We start from the raw sequence: 2,196 nt of genomic DNA, 5'->3' as shown, positions 1-2,196 counted from the left end.
GGTCGTGGGCCGGCCGGCTGCGGACCCTGCCGGCCCGCGCCTGGCGCGGCCGCGCGGACGACCCGCGCTGGGTCCGGCCGGCGTTCCTGGCGCTGCTCGCCGCGACCGCCGCCCTCTACTTCTGGAACCTGACCGCCTCCGGGTGGGCGAACTCCTTCTACTCGGCCGCCGTCCAGGCCGGCTCGCAGAGCTGGAAGGCCTTCTTCTACGGCTCGTCCGACGCGGCGAACTTCATCACCGTCGACAAGCCGCCGATGTCGCTGTGGCCGATGGCCCTCTCGGTGCGGCTGTTCGGCCTGAGCTCCGGCAGCATCCTCGCACCGCAGGTGCTGATGGCCGTGGCGACCGTCGCCACCGTGTACGCCACCGTGCGCCGCCGCTTCTCCCCGGTCGGCGGCCTGGTCGCGGGCGCCGCACTGGCGCTCACCCCGGTCGCGGCCCTGATGTTCCGGTTCAACAACCCGGACGCGCTGCTGGTGCTGCTGCTCACCCTGGCCGCGTACGGCGTCGTCCGGGCGACCGAGACGGCGAGCACCCGCTGGCTGGTGTTCGCCGGCGTGATGTTCGGCTTCGGCTTCCTCACCAAGACCCTGCAGGCCTTCCTGGTGCTGCCGGCCTTCGCGCTGGTCTACCTGGTCACCGCCCCCACCGGGCTCGGCCGCCGGTTCCGGCAGCTGCTGTGGGCCGGCCTCGCCATGGTCGTCGCCGCCGGCTGGTGGGTCGCGATCGTCGAACTCGTCCCCGCCTCCGCCCGCCCCTACATCGGCGGCTCCCAGGACAACGACTTCCTCTCGGTGACCTTCGGCTACAACGGCTTCGGACGGATCACCGGCAACGAGACCGGCAGCGTCGGCGGCGGTGGCCGCGGCGGCGCCGGCGCCGGCGGCGGCATGTGGGGCGAGACCGGCATCACCCGGCTCTTCGACGGCGACATCGGCGGACAGATCGCCTGGCTGATGCCCGCCGCCCTGATCCTGCTGGTGGTCGGCCTCTGGGCGACCCGCCGCCACCCGCGCACCGACAGCGCCCGGACCGCCTTCCTGGTCTGGGGCGGCTGGCTGGTCTGCACCGCGCTGACCTTCAGCTTCATGTCCGGCATCTTCCACCAGTACTACACGGTGGCCCTCGTCCCCGCGGTCGCCGCCCTCGTCGGCATGGGCGCGGACGGCCTCTGGCGGGCCCGGCACCGGCTGCCGTACGCCGCCCTGCTCGGCGGCACCGTCGCCGTCACCGCGGTCTGGGCGTACGTGCTGCTCGGGCGCAGCGCCGACTTCGTGCCGTGGCTGCGGTGGGCCGTGCTGATCGGCGGCCTCGCCGCCGCGGTCGCACTGCCGCTCGCCGGACGGCTGAGCGGGGCGGTCGGGGCACGGCTGGCCACGGTCGCCGGGATCGCGGCGCTGGCCGCGGCCCTCGGCGGGCCGACCGCCTACGCCCTGCAGACCGTCTCCACCGGGCACAGCGGCTCCATCGTGACGGCCGGCCCGCAGGTCCAGGGCGGCGGCTTCGGCGGCCCCGGCGGCGGCGGCCGGTTCCGGGCGGGCGGCGGCATGGGCTTCCCTCCGGGCATGCAGGGCGGTCAGACCGGTCAGACCGGTCAGGCCCAGGGTCAGGGCGGATTCCCCGGCATGAACGGGCAGGGATTCCCGGGGACGACCGGCCAGAACGGCCAGAACGCCTTCCCGGGCATGAACGGGCAGGGCTTCCCCGGCACCGGGACGGGCGGCGACAGCCGGACCGGACGCGGCGCGGGCGGGCCGGGTGGCATGGGCGGACTGCTCAACGGCGCCCAGGTCAGCAGCGAGCTCTCCGCCCTGCTCAAGCAGGACGCCGACAAGTACACCTGGGTGGCGGCCGCCGTCGGCTCGCAGAACCAGGCCAGCTACCAGCTCGCCACCGGTGAGCCCGTGATGGCCCTGGGCGGCTTCAACGGCACCGACCCCTCGCTGACCCTGGCCCAGTTCCAGCAGTACGTGAAGGAGGGCAAGGTGCACTGGTTCATCGGCGGCGGAGGCTTCGGCGGCGGGGGCGGCATGGGCGGCTCCTCCGAGTCCTCCCAGATCGCCACCTGGGTCTCGGAGAACTTCACCGCCAAGACCGTCGGCAGCACCACCGTCTACGACCTGACGGCGACCGAGTAGGAGGACTCGCCAGTAAGGCGAACCCCAGGGGGCGCGGGGAACTGCGCGGGACGGGAGG

General features: G+C 74.2%; 1 protein-coding gene. It reads left to right on the top strand.

The genetic code is table 11. The annotated features are described in order from the left end of the window. Window positions 1-17 precede the first annotated feature (17 nt). Window positions 18-2,138, top strand: a complete 2,121-nt coding sequence (locus ABZ641_RS34055) for a glycosyltransferase family 39 protein (RefSeq protein WP_359988177.1) — start codon at window positions 18-20, stop codon at window positions 2,136-2,138. Window positions 2,139-2,196: the final 58 nt, after the last annotated feature.

The organism is Kitasatospora sp. NPDC007106 (genome assembly GCF_040634455.1).
GTDB lineage: Bacteria > Actinomycetota > Actinomycetes > Streptomycetales > Streptomycetaceae > Kitasatospora > Kitasatospora arboriphila.
This window is presented reverse-complemented; position numbering and strand designations above follow the sequence as displayed.